Raw genomic sequence first — 16,545 nt, forward strand, 5'->3', positions numbered from 1 at the left:
AAGAGGCTGCAGCCGGACATCCGGCTGCAGCCCTGTTTTTTGATCGGGTCCTTAGTTTTATGAAGAACCGCTTCACCTTCCTATTTGACGGTCACTTTTAGAATATCGCTTTTGGTGACTCCGCTGCCGTTCTCCAGCTCGACCTGGTATTCGTACACGCCCGGAGTCCGTCCTTCGACCCTGGTAACGGCGGTCTGCGCCCGCGGCGTGGCGGCCGTCAGCGTCCGGGTGTCGATGAGGACGCCGTTTTCGTATAGGCGGTAAACGTTCCCGTTGGTGCCCCACCAAAGATTCATCGTCAGCTGATAGCTGCCGTCGCCGTCCCAATTGTCATCCGACAGCACCGGCTTGCCCGGGGCGGCATGCTTGACGGTTACCGTATGCGGTTCGCAAACGGTCGTTCCGAAGGCGTTCGTGAGCTCGCAGGTATATTGATAGATGCCGTCCGCACGTCCCGAAACCGGCGTTGACGCCGCCTGGGCGGCAGGGGATTCGTCCGTCAGCTTTTGCGAGTCGATCAGCTTTCCGTTTTCGTACAGCTTATATTCCGTGCCGTTGTTGCCCCACCACATGTTCATGGTGATCGTGTAGTCGCCGTCCAGAAGGCCGGTATCATAACCGTTATCGTCGGACAGGACCGGCTTGCCGGGCAGGCCTTCCGCCTTCGCAGGATCTTCCGGCCCGCCGACGTAGCGAATCAGCGGCGCCGCAGGCTCCTTCATGCCCGCTCCGAGGTAAAAGCTTGGATGGGGCGGCTGGTTATAGCCGACGTTCTGCCAGGCCACGCCAAGCCGGTACACCGGATCGTGCATCAACGTGCGCAGACGGTGTTCCGTCGGATCGACCGTCGTGTAAATCCGCAGCTCGGTGCTGTCGGCGGGGCGCCAAACGGCTTCTTCGCGCCAATCGCCGAACAGGTCGGCCTGGATCATCGGATTGCCTTTCGTGAAATTGTTGGAGAGCGTGCCTTCCGCCGTCAGGAGATTGACCGTTTTTTTGTTCTCGTAATCCCATTTGTCGATCGTTCCCGGACCGGCGCCAAGCTCGCTTTTCCAATCGTGGTTCAGCAGTTCGCGCAGCAGGTCGCCGTCCCACCAGATCGCGAAATTCGCGGAAGAAGGAAGGGTTTCGCCGATGAGTTCACCTCTGGCGCTGTAGAGCCCCGAAATCGGAACATGCTGTTCTTTCGTGATGGTGGAAGCCCAAGCTTCCTCGCCCGGATAACGGGGATCGATATCCGCCGTCAGACCCCGGCCCGTGTCTAGGCCGGTATACACGCCCCAAAGGATTTCCCCGGTAGCGGCATCATGCATTTCCAACCCGTATTTCGAGTCCTTATGTTCATGTACGCCAAACACCTCAAGTCCCGGACGTTCCGGATCGAGATCGCCGAAATGCATCGCATCGCCGTGTCCCAGCCGGGTGCTGTACAACGGTTTCCCGTTATCGTCGATTGCAAGGGCGCCGAAGAGCACCTCATCCTTGCCGTCTTGATCGACGTCTCCGATCGACAGATTATGATTGCCTTGCCCGACATAGCTTTCGTTGCCTTTGTCGTTGGTGTCGAACCGCCATTGCTGCGTCAGATTGCCGTTCTGGAAGCGGTAGGCGGCCAGGACGGTGCGCGTATAATAACCGCGGCTGAAAATGACGCTCGGATGCTCGCCGTCCAAATAGGCGACGCCGGCCAAGAAGCGGTCGACGCGGTTTCCGTACGCGTCGCCCCAAGATCCGACGTCTCCCCGGGGCGGATCGTACGGGATCGTCGAAAGCGCTTTGCCCGTCGGCCCGTCAAACACCGTCAAAAATTCATCGCCGAGCAGCACGTATCCGGAGCTGTTCCGGTGATCCGCTTTCGGTTCTCCGATGACCTTGCCTTGGCCGTCCACCGTGCCGTCGGCGGTTTTCAGCGCCACTTCGGCTTTCCCGTCGCCGTCCAGATCATAGACGAGAAACGGGGAATAATGCGCTCCCGCGCGGATGTTCGGCCCGAGATTGATTCTCCACAGCCGCGTGCCGTCCAGTTTATATGCATCCATGTAAACGATACCGGTATAACCGCTCTGCGAATTGTCCTTCGCATTGGACGGCGACCATAACATTACGATTTCGTAGGCGCCGTCCCCGTCGAGGTCGCCGACGCTGGCGTCGCCGGCCGCATACGTGTACGGCTGGCCGTCTTTCGTATAAGCGTCGGCCGGCTTTTGCAGCGGAACCGAAAGGTATTGCTGCTGCCATACGCCGAATTCGGCACTCGCAGCCTGTTCCTTGCCTTGGATGACCGTCGTCAGCTTGTAAACCGAGTCCGCTTTGCCTTTGGCATCGATCATATTCGTGCGGTCTTTGATCGGCTGTTTGTTCAGCTTCACGCCGTCCCGGTAGACGTTAAAGGCGATGCCGTCCGGATCCAGCCCAAGCATCCGCCAGCCGATGTAGTTTCCTTGTTCGGTGCGCACCGCAACAGGGGCGCGATCCAAATATTCCATGTCCCGGTACAACGTCGTCACGGCCTCCGTTTTTAGCGGTTCCGACATCGGCGAGATGCCGCCCGCGTTGACCGACGCCACCTGATAATAATAGGGAATGGTGGTCAGCACGGTTGCGTCCGTGTAGGCGTTCGTTTTGGTCTGGCCGACAAAAGCGTATGCGCCGTCGGCTTTGTCGGCACGGTACACGTTGTACAACCGGGCGCCGTCTACTTTCGTCCAGACAAGCGTGACGTCGTTTTTATGAATGGCTTCGACTTTCAGCCCTTTCGGCGGGGCTGCCGTCGGCACGTCCGGGTCGATCGTCGCGACCTTTAGCGTGGCGGACGGAACGGATTCGAAGCCCGCGCCGTCAACGGAAGTGACTGTGTAAACATACGTTTGCCCGACATCGGCCGTCGCGTCGGCAAAAGCCGTATCAGACGTTTCGCCGATCAGCGCGGGAGACGCGGAACCCTCCGTCTGCCGGTAAATGCGGTATTTGGCTGCATCTTCCGAGGCCTGCCAAGACAGCTTTACCTTCACCGGATCGTTTGCCAGATCGACTTCGTCGGCCTTCAACGACGCGGGCGCAAGCAGGATCGGGGTAATCTCCAGCCCGTTCAAATGGGCGGTTTGGCCGCTGAAAACGAGATTCATCTGGCCGTCGGTCACCGCGATTTGGTTAAACACTTTTTCGGCGATGTTTTCTTTCCCGGAGGAGACCGTACCGTAGTCTTTGCCCTCGATGTTCACGTTCGTTTTCGTTGACCCGATCCAATCCCCGGTATAGGTTTTGACGGCGTAGGAGCCGTTCGGGAGATCGACTTTGAATTCGTAGCTGCCGCCGAAATAAATGACAAAATCCCTCCGGAGGGCATCCGTCACGCTGCCGCGGTCGCGGTCGGCCATGCCGGCGCTTGAAGTCAATCCGTATCCGCGTTCCGGAGTATACAAAACGTTGCGGTTGACCTCGGTATAACCTTCGGCGACCGGGGAGCCGACAGGTCCGAAATCAAACCGGTATTCGGCCGATTTCGTCCCGATCCGCACTTCGTCCGAGGCCGGTGATTCGCCGCGTCCGTTGACGGCCGTTACGCGGATGGTGTATGCCGCGCTTTCCGCCATGCCTCCGATCGTCATCGTCGGAACCGTCGTCGTGCCGATCATGGCGTAGGACGTTTCCGGCTCGGATGCGAGTTTGCGGTAGACTTTATACATTTCCGCCGCGTCCACCGGATTCCATTTGAGCACGGCCCCGGCATTGCTGATGCTCCCAGCCGTCAGCCCTTCCGGTTTGGCGGGAACGGTTTCCGGCATGTCGGTCTCTTTGACGTACCCGGACAGAGGCAAACCCAGCTCCTTCACGCCCGCTGCAACAAGCCGGGCGATTTGGATGGCGCCGTATTTCTGAAAATGGGTATTGTCCGTCACGCCGTTCGGGAACGCCTGGTACACGCCCGGTTCGGCGAACAGGAACACCGATTTGGCGGCTTCCGGACCGATGGAATCGTAATAGGCGACGCTGAGCGAGCTGAGATCGACCAGCTTGACGTCGAGCTCTTGCGCGACTTCCTTCATCGCCTGCACGTATTCCGGAAAGCTGACGTTGAATTTGCCCGTATCGGCGTTAAAATCCCTGCGGCCGACCGGCGTGATCAGGATCGGCGTTGCGCCGCGTTCCCTCGTGCCAAGCACGTAGGTTTTTAAATACCCCTTGTAATCCTCCGGAGACGCGTAACGGTCCGGGCGGCTGATCGTCGCGTCGTTGTGCCCGAATTGGATCAGCAAATAGTCTCCGGGGACGATGCTCCGCAAAATGTCGTCAAGCCGCCCCTCCGTAATAAACGTTTTGGAGCTGCGGCCGCCGATGGCCCGGTTATCAAAGCGGACATCCCCCGTGAAATATCGGTCGATCATTTGCCCCCATCCCGCTTGAGGATCCCAATACGGATCATAGGTTTGAGCCGTGGAGTCGCTGGCGATGTATGCGGTCGGCACGCCGTCCGGCTGCCGGTCGGGCAACTTGCGGATCACGAGGGCGTTGATTTTCGGGGCTGACCCCGAAAACTCCAGATTCAACCGGCCGTCCACAAGCGCGATCTCGAAATTCATTTCCAAATATTGGCCGGCAGGCTTCGTGGTCTGCTGCACTTTTTGCATGAGTTCGGCCTTGATTGCAATATCCGTCGATTCAACTTCGTCCCCGGCGATCAGCGACACCGTATAATCGCCGCTCGGCAAATCCACGAGAAACGACGTGTCCTGCGGCATCGCAAAATCGGATCGGACCGGATCCGGGGTTCCCCTGTCGGCGCCGGAAACTTTGGCCGGTTCTGCAAAGCCGTATTTGAGCTCCGCGGAGTAAGCCGTGGATGCCTGAACTGGTATGTATCCGTCCGCGACAGCCCCGGGACCGAAGTCAAAGCGCCACTCGCCATCGCCGGCAAGCGGGGGAGGGGAGGAGGGACCGTAGACGGAATTAGTGACGGTCGCTTCCGGCACGTGCTGCGGGCTTGGTTCTTCCGCATGGGCGCGCCCGGTGCCCGAAGGAAGCATAGGGGCGAGGATCAAGGCGGTGCTTAGGAGCGTCAAAAAAGGACGCTTGAAAAACAAAGTTCGCATATTACGGTCATACCCTCTTTCTTACTAGAGTTTGCGACAGCACGATATCCATGGAAAGCGTTTGCAAAACAAAATGCGGTTCCACGGCGCATCAACAAAACCCAAACGTCACGTATTCCGGACCGGACATCCCCCCCATGCAAAAATTGGCAAAAGCGAATCCCAATCACATGATAGGACGTTCGCCGCCGGATTCACATGCAAAAAACCGTCCATTTTCGTTAAAAATCAGACATTCCATCTTCTTAGGAAAAACAAAAACCAACAAAAAGAAGACCGCTTTCGGGCATCTTGCTCGATCCCGCTACGGCCTTCCCCGCTTTCAACGCCGGCCGCTCGGCCGTACAACAGAATAGTGAACCTTCCCCAAAGATGTTACTTCTCCAGGCCTTGCTTCCGCTCAAAACAGGTCACCTCGAACATGACTCCTCCCAAGGCCGTAAAATACAGCGTATACCCGCCCCGGATATTGCGCGGCTGCGGCAGGGTCCCGTCATGCCAGCGAGAAGCGGCCAACCGGTCGCAGAAACGGTCCACTTCTTCGGGCGTGTCGACGATGAATCCCAGGTGGAATCCTTCCGGGTAGGCCGGCGCCTCGCCTCCAAATGCTTTCGGGTTGCTTAAGACGAGCGTGAAGCCGCAGCGGTCGTTCATGACCAGCATGGCGTCACCTTTTTGCTGCTCTACTTCGAAATCAAACAGGCTTTGAAATAGATCTTTGGCTTCGGACAGGTCGCCGACGCATAGATTCAAATGGTTTAAACGCATGTTATTGTACCTCCCACGCGGCTTCAATTTGTATGCCGTTCTGATCGACGAATATAAAATTACGGAGGGCTCCTTGCTCGTAAATGTCCGTCATGACGATGCCTTGCTGCTGCATAGCATCCCAATCGGGAGTTGCCGGGGCGACATGATGGAAACCAAGCCAAGGCGGCTGTCGTTCCTGCGTGTCTGGTTTCGAAGAAACGATGGCCGATCATGTTCATGCATGTAATTAGAATTCTAACTACTAGGGCGAAAAAGCGGATTTACCGCTTCTCGAATATTCCGACCATTTTGACCAACAGCTTCTTTAACGAGTCGAACTCCTCGGGCGTAAGGCCAGCCTTGACCTTGTTTTCGACGTCCGCGGCAAACCGCTCCGTTTCATCGGCCGTCCGCACGCCTTCGTCGGTCAGGTAGATCAGCTTGAACCGGCCGTCTTCCGGGTGATCCTTGCGCACGATGAGCCCTTTTTTCTCCAGGCCGTTCATCAGGCTCGTCACGCTGGGACGTTCGATCATCAGGATCGGCTCGATTTGGGAGGAAGTGATGCCCGGAAATTGCCGGATGATGCGCAGCGCGCTCCACTGCGTATGCGTCAGCCCCAAGGGTTTCAACATTTCCTCGACGTCCTTGCGAAGCGTAATGTACCCCATCTTCATCAACCGCCCGATGGGACCGTTCTGCCATTTCCACTCGGATTTTCGCTCCGACACGTTCATGCACCCCAAACTAGTTAGAATTCTAACTAGATCATAACGATGCAGATCCTCATTTGTCAATAAGCAAATTCCAAGGCCGGCCGAAGCCCCACAGACTTCATAAACTTGGAGGAGAAAGGGGAGACGGCATTCCATCAGTATAAAAAGAAATCCCTTGGGCAAATCTACCTTGAGACGAGAGTATACAAGGCAAAATTTTGCTTTTATGGAGGGCGACGACCTAATGGCGAACGAACAAAAACCATCAGAACACGGAACTTCGGTCACGGGCACGGGCGATGCGCTGGACCGGCGGATGGGCACTGGGGAAGACGACATGACGCTGACTACGCGTCAGGGCCATCCGGTTACCAACAATCAAAGCATCCGGACCGTGGGCAACCGCGGGCCTGCGACGCTGGAAAATTACCAATTCATCGAAAAAATCACCCATTTCGACCGGGAACGCGTGCCGGAACGGGTGGTGCATGCCCGCGGCGCGGGTGCGCACGGATATTTCGAATCCTACGGGAAAGTGGGCGACGAGCCGGTTTCGAAATATACCCGGGCCAAATTGTTTCAGGGCGAAGGCAAAAGAACCCCCGTTTTTGTCCGGTTTTCCACGGTGATTCACGGCGGGCATTCCCCGGAAACGCTGCGCGACCCGCGGGGGTTTGCGGTCAAATTTTATACGGAAGACGGGAACTGGGACCTGGTGGGCAACAATTTGAAAATCTTTTTCATCCGCGACGCCATCAAATTCCCCGATATGATCCACGCCTTCAAACCCGATCCGGTGACGAACATTCAGGATAACGAGCGTTTTTTCGATTTTTGCTCGAACTCGCCGGAAACGATGCATATGGTGACGTTTGTCTACTCCCCGTGGGGAATCCCGGCGAATTACCGGCAAATGCAGGGCTCCGGCGTGAACACCTACAAATGGGTGAACGACAAAGGGGAAGCGGTGCTCGTCAAATACCATTGGGAGCCGAAGCAGGGCATCAAAAATTTGACCCAGAAGGAAGCCGAAGCGATTCAGGCGAAAAACTTCAACCATGCCACGCAGGATTTGTACGAAGCGATCGAGCGCGGCGACTATCCGGAATGGGAGCTGTTCGTGCAGATTTTGAGCGACGATGAGCACCCGGAACTGGATTTTGATCCGCTGGACGATACGAAGCTGTGGCCGAAAGAGCAAATTCCGTGGCTTCCGGTCGGACGGATGGTGCTGAACAAAAATCCGGAGAATTATTTTGCGGAGGTCGAGCAAGCGGCGTTCGGAACCGGCGTTCTCGTGGACGGGCTGGATTTTTCCGATGACAAAATGCTCCAAGGCCGCACGTTATCTTATTCGGACACCCAACGTTACCGCGTCGGCGCAAACTATTTGCAGCTGCCGATCAACGCGCCGAAAAAGCGGGTGGCGACCAACCAGCGCGACGGGCAGATGACGTATCACGTGGACCTGGCTCCCGGCCAAAACCCGCATATCAATTACGAGCCTTCTTCGTTAAACGGGCTGCAGGAAGCATCACGAACCAGCGCCGAATACACGCCGCATGTGGAAGGCAAGCTGGTGCGCGAGACCATCGACCGGACGAACGATTACAAGCAGGCGGGAGAAACGTACCGGGCGTTCAGCGACTTCGAAAAGGACGAGCTGATCAGCAACCTCGTGAACGGGCTGGCCTCCTGCAGACCGGTCATCCAGAACAAAATGATCGAGCATTTGACCAAATGCGATCCGGATTACGGCCGCCGCGTCGCCGAAGGTCTCAAGCAGCATGGAGCCAGCAAGGATCACGGCCCGCTTGGGGCGACCGGAACACACGAGGCGGTGAAGGAAGCGGAGCGTAAAGGCCACGAGAGTGATTCCTATTAAGCAATTTGACGTGAACGAAAAATAGAACGGCAGCAAAACTGAAGCTAACCAGCGCAAACGTTCCCCCGGAATCCCCGCGCCTGGTTAGCTTGTTTTTTTGAAGCGATCCAAATGCGGATTGCAAAAAAAATTTCCAAAACCTGTTGACATACCTTCGGTAGGTATGTAAAATTTGAGATACCTACCGAAGGTATGTTGAAGCTTTTGCCGAATAATTACGATCAGCAAACAAGTATGACGTTTAAAAATCAATGGGAGAGGATGATCCAGGTTGAGCAACGGATCGAAATGGCTGTTTACCGATTTGAAACAAGAGCTTGAACGGGAGCCGCTTCATATTCAAGGGATCTTCCCGGAATGGCTGTCGGGAACTTTATTCCGGAACGGACCGGCCAAGTTTATGGAAAGCCATCTGTTCGATGGACTCGCAATGATTCATAAATTTGCGATTGACCACGGCTGCGTGACGTACTCGAATCGTTTTCTGCGTACGCCGGCCTACGATCGGGCCATGACAAACGGGCAGACGTTATCGGGATTCGCCTCCCCTTCGTCTTCCGGGGCCAAAGGCTATAACGCCAATGTCAGCGTCACCCGGATTGACCATCACTTTGCAGCCCTGACCGAATCGCCCGACATCGTCGCCTTCGATCCTTGCTCACTGGGAACGATCGGCGTTCTCCCTTACGAGGACGACCTGCCCGCACATTACACAACGGCTCATCCTCATTACGATTTTCGCCGCAAAAGCTTGTTTAATTTCACGGTCCAGTTCGGCCGAACTTGTTCCTACCATGTGTACGGGATGCCTGATGGGACCCGCCGCCGCAAGCTGATCGGCACGGTGGAGACGACAGCGCCTGCGTATATGCACAGTTTTGCCATGACGGAAAACTATATCGTCCTCGTGGAATTTCCGCTGATCTTCAATCCACTCGAATTGATGCAAGGCGAGAAATCGATCGCGGACAGCATGCACTGGATGCCTGAAAGAGGAACCCGTTTTCTCGTGGTCGGCAAGAACAGCGGCAAGCTTGAACGTGTTTTCGAAAGCGATTCTTGCTTTTCGTTCCATCTGATCAATGCATACGAAAAGCAAGGCGACATTTTTATTGATGCGTGTGCGATGAAAAAAATCTCCATGGGCTCGATCAATCCCGGGCATTTGAGCGAATCGGCGTATAACCCCTCCAATCAGCCGGCGATGCTGCGGTTCAGATTGTCGCCCGGGAAAACCGTGGCGGCCGTTGAACGCTTATCCGAGGAAACGATGGAATTTCCAGGGATTCATTATCGCTGGTCGAACGCAGCGGAATACCGATACGCCTATGGTACCAGCACCAACCGGAATCGTCCCGAAAGCATAGAGAATCAGTTGGTCAAGGTGGATACGCACTTCGGAACGGCAAAAACCTGGTTTCAGGAAGGTCATTATCCGGGGGAGCCCGTGTTTGTGGCCACGCCCCATGCTTCAAGCGAAGACGATGGCGTCATTTTGTCCGTCGTATTGGACGGCGATGGCGGAAGCTCCTACCTGCTTGCGCTTGATGCGGTTACGTTTGAAGAGCTTGGCAGGGCAGTCGTCCCGCATCATATTCCGTATGGGTTTCACGGTTTGTACACGAATGAATTATTTAATGAAGAGGAAGGGGGATAACTATGAAAACTCGTCGAGCCATCATCGTTACTCTGGTTTTGAATATCGTGCTGCCTTACTTGATTTACACCATGCTTATCCCGCATACTAGCAGCATTGTCGCTTTGTCCGTCGCTTCCGTCGTTCCGCTTTTCGATTCCGTTTACAGCCTGATCAAGTCGCGCAAAGTGGATGCATTCTCCAGCTTTATCTTTTTGGGCCTTATTCTTGGGGGCATTGCCGTTCTCGTTGGCGGCGACGAACGTTTCATCCTGCTGCGCGAATCCTATGTGACCGGGATCATGGGGATTTTGTTTTTAGGTTCGCTCTGTTTTGCCCGGCCGCTCATTTATTATTTTGCCGACAGATTTACGGGGCATGATCCGAACATGGAGCAGAAGTGGAACCAATCTCCGGTTTATCGGCGCAGGTTCCGTTTGATGACCGGAGTCTGGGGCGTTTGCTTGCTGCTGGAGGCAGGCGTCAAAGTGGTGCTTGTTTACAGTTTGTCGGTGCCGGCTTTCCTTGCGATTTCGCCTTTTTTCACTTATGGCATCATCGCGTTGGCGATTTGGTGGAATATCGCCTATGTCAGAAAAATAAAAAAACAGGCTGCGCGCAATACCGGCGTGACACCGTAATAGGGAGGTTAACCATATCATGTCCATAGACAAACCAATGAATGAAAGCTTAAAACTGCTGCTAGACACTGCGGAAGAGATGATATTGGAAAAGGGGTGCCGGGCGACGACGCTTCAGGATATCGCGGACCGGGCCGGATTGACCAAAGGAGCGATCTATCACTACGTCAAAAGCAAAGATGAGCTTTTCGGCATGATTTTGGAGGCGGGATTGGAAAAAACGAACCAGCGTTTTTATGAATCCGTCGAAAAATCCCCGGGCGGCGACGAAGGGCTTCAAGGCCCGATGAACGCGCTGTCGCAGCGGATCGGGAGGGTCGGGGCGGCCGACAACGCAACCACCCTGATCTTCATGTATTTGCTGAGCAACAAAGATAAACCCGCCGTGGCGGATATTTTGAAACGGCATTACGAAGCTTCCATCGAGTCTTCCACGAAATGGATCGAGGTCGGGCAACAGCATGGAGGCATTCCTGCCACGATCGATGCGAGAAAGGCTTCACGCATGTTGGCGTTGTTCAAGAATGGACTGCAGATTCAGCGCATTATCGGCGCGGACGACCATATCGACGAAGCGGAAGTATACAAGTTTTTGATGAGCGCGCTCACGCATGATGATGCTAAAACGGATGAAGCCTAGTGTTTCATTCGTTTTTTTGCTTTACAAGAATTTTGCAAAAACGCGGCGCCGATAGTCGTTAGGAGGTTATTTTTTTGATCTTTTTCCCTGTTTTCACATAACCGTACCCCAACAAACCGAATAAAAGCACGTAAATGCAGGCTACAGGAAGGATGATTCCCCACACCCCGCTGTAATGGTTCAATACATTGACCATATTGGTTGAGAAAATGATGACATTCGTAAGCATCAATATTCCGATGACGCGCTGAATTTTTTTGTAATGCTCGGTCAAAGATTCGGTATCCGTATACAGCTTCGGGAGGTCACCCGATTCCCATTCCGTGCGGAAATAATGCCACGCGCCTTTGTAAGAAGATACATATTCCCATCCGGCGTCTTCATACAAATCCTTGTATTCCTGCAGGCGTTCCGTCCCGAGTCCGGGCTGATAATCCAAACGGTAGGTGTACCGTACCGAAGGATTGCGCGTGAATAAGCTATGGAATGTCCCCGCTTTCTTAAGGTGGAGCCCCTGAGCGGACAATTCATTTAACCATTCTTCTTCTTTCTCATAGTTCCAGCTTGTCGTGAAGCGGAATCTTTTCTCCAAATGCTCACCCATGCATTCGTCACTCCTTCGTTTCATTTACTGCCTGTTCGCCTGCCGCCAGAAGCTCCTTCAGCCGAACGATTTCCGCAGCGACAACGTTTTTTCCGTCAGGTGTAATTTGGTACATTTTACGCCGGGGGTCCGAGCCTTCAGGCATAGGATAATGATCGATCAGTCCTTTTTTCAGCAACGTATTCAGCGCTGTGTACAGCGTTCCCGCGCCGATTTTCACTCTGCCGCCGCTCATTTTTTCCGTATCCTGCATGATCCCGTAACCATGAGCGGGCTCTTTGTACAAGGCAACCAATATATAATAAAAAGCTTCGGTCAGCGGCAGCATCTGTTGAGGTGATTTCAACGGTGTTTTCCTCCGAAATATAATGAGTTTCGATATATCATCTAACGATATATTAAGATCGGTTATATCGAATGTCAATATAAAATCTGCGGTATGTGATGTGTTGGTCCTTCTTAAACGGGGTGATGCGACATCTTCCATTTTTTTGTTTTAGTTATTTGTTAAATGAAAAACGAACGTCATTTTGGGCGTGCAAAAATATATGCCAAGGAGATCATGAATTTTATTCTTTTTCGGCTTATAGTAGCTTGATTTCTAACCAAAGGTCGTAAAAAGATATTTGCTACAGTATTGAATTTTAAATTGATTTAATATACTATTATCTAAAATGTTTTAATTAGTTTCAAATAAAATACAACTTTAGTTGTAAGCGTTTCATTATTCAAAGGGATGCAAGAAAGGGGATACAGCCGGGGTACATAAAGGAAATGCGGGGCAGAAAGGAATCGTTCAGTTACGCAAGGACAAGAGAGGAGAGGCATAAATGAAAAGAAAGAGCGTATCGGCGCTCGCCGCGTTGATGCTGTTTGCATCGTTAACGGGGCCGGCGTTTGGACAAAATGGGGCAGGAGCTGCCGCCGGCAGCGGCAAAGCGGGGAAACCGGAAAACCAGGGAGGAAGCAAACCCGTGTTTACGAACGTATCCGTGCACGACCCATCGATCGTGAAGGACGGGGACACCTATTATGTATTCGGTTCGCACATCGAGGCGGCCAAATCGAAGGATTTGCAGAACTGGACCCGCTTTACGAACGGCTACACGACGCCGGGGAATGCGCTGTACGGGGATCTGTCCAAAAATCTCGCGGAAGCGTTCGCCTGGGCGGGAGAAAACGATTCGGACAGCAAAGGGGGATTTGCGGTCTGGGCGCCCGAAGTGTTCTGGAACGAAAACTACATCAACACCGACGGCTCCAAAGGCGCTTACATGCTCTATTACTGCACGTCCTCGACGTATATCCGGTCCGCGATCGGTTTTGCAGTGTCGCAAAACATCGAAGGCCCGTACACAGATGCAGGCACCCTCGTCTACTCCGGATTCACCCGGAACGATGCCAAGGACAAAGACAGCCAGGTCAACAAAAAATGGACGAATACGAACATCCAAAAGCTGATCGAAGGCGGTACGTTGTCCGGAGCCAGCGAACACTGGTTTAACCCGGACGGATCTTACGCCAACGGCACCTATCCGAACGCGATCGATCCGAACCTGTTCCGCGACAAGGACGGCAAGCTTTGGATGAGTTACGGCTCGTGGTCCGGCGGCATCTTCGTGCTGGAGATCGACGAGAAAACCGGCAAAGCGATGTATCCGGGAAAAGACGGCAAAACGGCTGACGGACGCCTCGTCGACCGGTATTTCGGAACGAAAATCGCCGGCGGATTCGGCAAATCCGGCGAAGGACCTTACGTCATTTACGACAAGGAGACCGGATACTATTACCTGTATATGACCTACGGATGGCTGGGCGCCGATGGCGGGTACAACATGCGCGTATTCCGTTCGAAAAATCCCGACGGACCTTACGTGGATGCCGGCGGACAAAGCGCCGTTCTGCCGGGCGACACCGACAACGCGCTGTACGGGAACAAACTGATGGGGAACTACCTGTTCCAGCGCGACATAGGCGACCCGGGGACGGGCATCGGCGTGGGGTACGTTTCTCCCGGACACAACTCCGTCATGATCGACGAAAAAACCGGCAAGCGCTTTCTGGTATTCCACACCCGTTTCCCGAACATGGGCGAGGCGCATGAGCTGCGGGTGCATCAGATGTTCATGAATGCGGACGGCTGGCCGGTCGTCGCTCCATACCGGTATACGGGCGAATCCTTGGAGAAGGTTGACCGTCAGGAGCTGATCGGCGAATACAAATTCATCAACCACGGCAAAGAAACGAACCCGGCGATTGAGCGGGCGAAATATATCAAGCTGGAGAAAAACAATACCGTCTCCGGCGACGCAACCGGCACATGGAAAAAGACGGGGCATAACGCGGCCGAGCTTACGATTGGCGGCCAGACCTATACGGGCGTATTCGTCGGGGAATGGGATCCGGTGTCCGAACGCCGGGTCATGACGTTTACGGCAACCTCAAGCGAAGGCGTAGCCGTATGGGGAAGCAAACTGGAAGAACAAACCGACAAACAAATCATCCAGGCCGTTTATCAAGATTTGAACCTCGGGGATACGTCGAAGGTCGTTTCCGATTTGGCCCTGCCTGCCGAAGGTACGCGGCATACGGCCATTTCCTGGGAGAGCTCCGACCCGTCCGTCATGTCCTCCAAAGGGGAAGTGCACCGTCCGGAAGAGGGCTCCGCGGTTTCGGCGGTTCTAACCGCAACGATCGCGCGCGGGAAAGAGAAGCTGACGAAGCGTTTTGACGTTACCGTCCTTCCGTACGTCAAGGCGGAGCTAAGCGCCCGTTACGGGTTTGACGGAAACCTGTCCGAAGAAGCCGGACGCTTTGAAGCGGGCGCCGTTTCCGGGGACCGGATCGACAAGACCGGAGGCAGCATCACGTTTGCCGAAGGCAAAAACGGTCAAGCGGCGCGTTTTGACGGCAAATCCGGAATCCGGCTGCCGAAAGGGCTCATTGCAAGCAACACGTATTCCGTCTCCCTCTGGGTGAAACCGGAGGAGCTGACGACGTATACCCCGACCTTCTTCGGCGCCAAAGACAGCGAGCATTGGGTAAGCCTGGTGCCGCGCGGTCCGGTGAAGGACAACACGATGGTATGGTCGGGCAGCGCGAGCTGGTACGACGGACCGGCGGGAATGACGGTTCCGGCCGGGGAATGGACCCATCTGGCATTTTCCGTGGACCGCGGCACGTTAACGCTTTACGTGAACGGGGTTCAGAAATTTAAAGGAACGAATTTCCCTGACATTTTCGGCGGCGGGGATGCGGTGTTCAGCCTGGGAGTCAACTGGTGGGATGCGCCGTTCAAAGGGCTGATCGACGACCTTCGCATTTATGACGGGGCCCTGACGCCTGCACAGGCCGGCGAGCTGCCGAAGATGTAACGTGAACAACGGAAACACGGTTCAATAAGATACAAGACGGCTTTCATAACCGGGGCGTAAGCAGAGGTGAAAAACTGCTTCGCCCCGCTTGCTTTTTCGGGGGGCATAACGGCTTTAGGCCCGGTCTTCCGGCAGCGCGCATGTGAAAAGTTTGGAATCCGCATGAAACAAAATCGCCGAAGACCGCGTATAAAAGAAAGCACCGGAAAAAGGTGCGCGAAAGGAGGTGATAACGATGAGCACGATTCATATGCTGGTCGGCCTCCCGGGCAGCGGAAAAAGCCATTACGCGAAAGAATTGAGCAAACGCCAGCGCGCCGCAGTGGTTGCGACGGACGCCATCCGCGAAAGGTTGTTCGGCAGCGATACGATTCAAAAAAACGCATACTTGGTCTTTGATGAAGCTTATTCGGAGATCGGGAAGGCGCTCGAATCCGGACGAAACGTCATTTTTGACGCCACGAACGTGAGCCGCGACCGCAGGTTGAAATTTTTGAAACGATTCAGGGACGTGCCGGTGGAATGCCATGTGCTGACGACGCCGCATGAAGTGACCGCGCAGCGCGATCAGGCAAGGAAACGCCGGGTCGGCGAGCGGATATTGGAGAAATACGCCAAAAGTTTCGAATTCCCCGCCGCAGGCGAAGGTTTCGAGAAACTGCATTTGGTGCATTTTCCGTCGGCAACGGGACTTCGGCGCGGGACGCTGGAGCAGCTGCTGGCCAGCCGGCCGGATCATGGCACGCTTTTTGCGTATTTGTCGGCGTATCCGCATTTTTGCACGATGCTTGGCTTCGACCAGGAAAATCCGCATCATTCCAAGACGCTGTCGGAACATACGTATGCCGTCCTGGAATATTTGAACGCCTGCTACGAAGGGGAGCATTTGCTTGCCATGCAGTTGGCCGCATTGTTCCATGACATAGGCAAGCCGTTCAGCAAAGTGTGGAAAGCATCCCGCGGCTATTACTCGTATTACGGGCATGAGCATGTATCTGCGGCCATCGCCGCCCATGTGCTGCAGGAGCTCGGATATGACGAAGGATTCGTTTTGCATGTCGTCCATTTGGTCAGCTTCCATATGGATATTTTGCATGGCGGCGATGCCGGAGCGTCGAGGATTTACCACCTGCTCGGCGAGGACCTGCTGGCAGAGCTTTATTTTTTCGCCGAAGCCGACACGTTTGCCAAATAAGCGTGCGCCGCGAT

At 54.6% G+C, this 16,545-nt stretch carries 11 protein-coding genes; 6 read left to right on the top strand and 5 right to left on the bottom strand.

Going from position 1 to position 16,545, the window contains the following annotated elements:
* Positions 1–80: 80 nt before the first annotated feature.
* The 3 genes from NYE48_RS11625 to NYE48_RS11635 form a co-directional block, all read right to left on the bottom strand.
* On the bottom strand, positions 81–5,090 hold the full coding sequence (locus NYE48_RS11625) for a rhamnogalacturonan lyase family protein (protein ID WP_340998696.1): 5,010 nt from the start codon (positions 5,088–5,090) through the stop codon (positions 81–83).
* Positions 5,091–5,465: 375 nt separating this feature from the next.
* Positions 5,466–5,858: a VOC family protein gene (locus tag NYE48_RS11630; protein ID WP_340998697.1), complete on the bottom strand. Its 393-nt coding sequence runs from the start codon at positions 5,856–5,858 to the stop codon at positions 5,466–5,468.
* A gap of 263 nt (positions 5,859–6,121) precedes the next feature.
* A complete protein-coding gene (locus NYE48_RS11635) occupies positions 6,122–6,571 on the bottom strand; it encodes a MarR family winged helix-turn-helix transcriptional regulator (protein ID WP_445323970.1) in 450 nt (149 codons plus the stop codon).
* Between the two features lie 301 nt (positions 6,572–6,872).
* Between NYE48_RS11635 and NYE48_RS11640 the strand changes: the two genes are divergently transcribed.
* From NYE48_RS11640 to NYE48_RS11655, 4 genes are all read left to right on the top strand, one after another.
* Positions 6,873–8,441 (top strand): catalase, encoded by a 1,569-nt coding sequence (locus NYE48_RS11640; protein ID WP_341000640.1) that lies wholly within the window; start codon positions 6,873–6,875, stop codon positions 8,439–8,441.
* Positions 8,442–8,712: 271 nt separating this feature from the next.
* The gene (locus NYE48_RS11645) at positions 8,713–10,098 is read left to right on the top strand and encodes a carotenoid oxygenase family protein (RefSeq protein ID WP_036714080.1); all 1,386 of its coding nucleotides are present in this window, start codon (positions 8,713–8,715) and stop codon (positions 10,096–10,098) included.
* A 2-nt stretch (positions 10,099–10,100) separates the two neighbouring features.
* Entirely contained in the window at positions 10,101–10,718 is a 618-nt protein-coding gene (locus NYE48_RS11650; RefSeq protein WP_036714078.1) for a VC0807 family protein, read from the top strand.
* A 19-nt stretch (positions 10,719–10,737) separates the two neighbouring features.
* Positions 10,738–11,358: a TetR/AcrR family transcriptional regulator gene (locus tag NYE48_RS11655; RefSeq protein WP_052147297.1), complete on the top strand. Its 621-nt coding sequence runs from the start codon at positions 10,738–10,740 to the stop codon at positions 11,356–11,358.
* 58 nt (positions 11,359–11,416) lie between these two features.
* Here the strand turns inward: NYE48_RS11655 and NYE48_RS11660 are convergent, their stop codons facing one another.
* Together NYE48_RS11660 and NYE48_RS11665 are read right to left on the bottom strand one after the other, a co-directional pair.
* Positions 11,417–11,962, bottom strand: coding sequence for a DUF2812 domain-containing protein (locus NYE48_RS11660; protein WP_212947683.1), 546 nt, complete (start codon positions 11,960–11,962; stop codon positions 11,417–11,419).
* A 7-nt stretch (positions 11,963–11,969) separates the two neighbouring features.
* Positions 11,970–12,308 carry a PadR family transcriptional regulator gene (locus NYE48_RS11665; protein ID WP_445323972.1) on the bottom strand — a complete coding sequence of 113 codons (339 nt, stop codon included), beginning with the start codon at positions 12,306–12,308 and terminating at the stop codon, positions 11,970–11,972.
* A gap of 484 nt (positions 12,309–12,792) precedes the next feature.
* On the opposite strand from NYE48_RS11665, the gene NYE48_RS11670 reads away from it, so the two are divergent.
* On the top strand, positions 12,793–15,336 hold the full coding sequence (locus NYE48_RS11670) for a LamG-like jellyroll fold domain-containing protein (RefSeq protein WP_445323973.1): 2,544 nt from the start codon (positions 12,793–12,795) through the stop codon (positions 15,334–15,336).
* 235 nt (positions 15,337–15,571) lie between these two features.
* Complete coding sequence (locus NYE48_RS11675; protein ID WP_340998701.1) at positions 15,572–16,531, top strand: AAA family ATPase; 960 nt, start codon at positions 15,572–15,574, stop codon at positions 16,529–16,531.
* Positions 16,532–16,545: the final 14 nt, after the last annotated feature.

This window comes from Paenibacillus sp. FSL M7-1455 (assembly GCF_038004655.1).
In the GTDB taxonomy this organism is placed as follows: domain Bacteria; phylum Bacillota; class Bacilli; order Paenibacillales; family Paenibacillaceae; genus Paenibacillus_AQ; species Paenibacillus_AQ cookii.

Coding starts and splice junctions, on each gene's coding strand:
- NYE48_RS11625 (WP_340998696.1), bottom strand. CDS start 5,090: ATGCGAACTTTGTTTTTCAAGCGTCCTTTTTTGACGCTCCTAAGCACC.
- NYE48_RS11630 (WP_340998697.1), bottom strand. CDS start 5,858: ATGCGTTTAAACCATTTGAATCTATGCGTCGGCGACCTGTCCGAAGCC.
- NYE48_RS11640 (WP_341000640.1), top strand. CDS start 6,873: ATGGGCACTGGGGAAGACGACATGACGCTGACTACGCGTCAGGGCCAT.
- NYE48_RS11650 (WP_036714078.1), top strand. CDS start 10,101: ATGAAAACTCGTCGAGCCATCATCGTTACTCTGGTTTTGAATATCGTG.
- NYE48_RS11655 (WP_052147297.1), top strand. CDS start 10,738: ATGTCCATAGACAAACCAATGAATGAAAGCTTAAAACTGCTGCTAGAC.
- NYE48_RS11660 (WP_212947683.1), bottom strand. CDS start 11,962: ATGGGTGAGCATTTGGAGAAAAGATTCCGCTTCACGACAAGCTGGAAC.
- NYE48_RS11670 (WP_445323973.1), top strand. CDS start 12,793: ATGAAAAGAAAGAGCGTATCGGCGCTCGCCGCGTTGATGCTGTTTGCA.
- NYE48_RS11675 (WP_340998701.1), top strand. CDS start 15,572: ATGAGCACGATTCATATGCTGGTCGGCCTCCCGGGCAGCGGAAAAAGC.